General features: G+C 37.5%; 1 pseudogene. It reads right to left on the reverse strand.

The features are described from left to right. Nucleotides 1-631, reverse strand: a pseudogene (locus ACFINC_RS09930) (autotransporter outer membrane beta-barrel domain-containing protein); the annotation flags it as partial. Nucleotides 632-680 lie beyond the last annotated feature (49 nt).

Consider the following 680-nt stretch of genomic DNA (forward strand, 5'->3'; position numbering starts at 1 on the left):
TTGTTCCCCCAATATCCCCATAGATCAAAATGCGATCTGTTTGTTGAGGATCAAAGGAGCCATCATTATGCATAAATGTGCTCATCTTAATCTGAACATTTCCCTCCGCACTGTATACTTTATTGGACACGTCATCCACACCAGCTGTTTTATTGCTATTGTCTAATGCATGAATATCGTCTCCATTGTTTATTTTGTTTCCAATATACAATGTTTGATAATCTTGAGAGACATATTTCTCAAAAAAAACGGTACTATCCAAAAGGCTCAAAGTAGAAAGCGATGAAACCGTAAAGTCCGCTTCTTGTGAACCTTGATATTTACTCTTAGTAAGATACCATGTTGAACCATTTCTTAACTGCAAATCAATACGAGACCTATCCTCAATGCGTGCTCCCCCTGTAAGAGTCGAAGAATAGGCTTGAACACTAAGAGAAGAATTATTTTCAGCTTTTAACAATAAATCACCAGAGACTTTTGTACTTTCCGATAATTCAAGGGTAGCTTCAGCCCCATAACCAGCATCTCCAGTACCATAAATGGCAATCCCTTCTGGAACTAAAAAATTTGTCTTTGATAACTGAACAGTTGTCTTTTCCAAAGCAACGCCTTGCGTTCCCAGATTTCTCATATTGCCCCATATATCATTGGCATCTAATCCATAAAAATAAAGACCATAG

Source organism: Bartonella sp. AP58NXGY (genome assembly GCF_042195785.1).
GTDB lineage: Bacteria > Pseudomonadota > Alphaproteobacteria > Rhizobiales > Rhizobiaceae > Bartonella.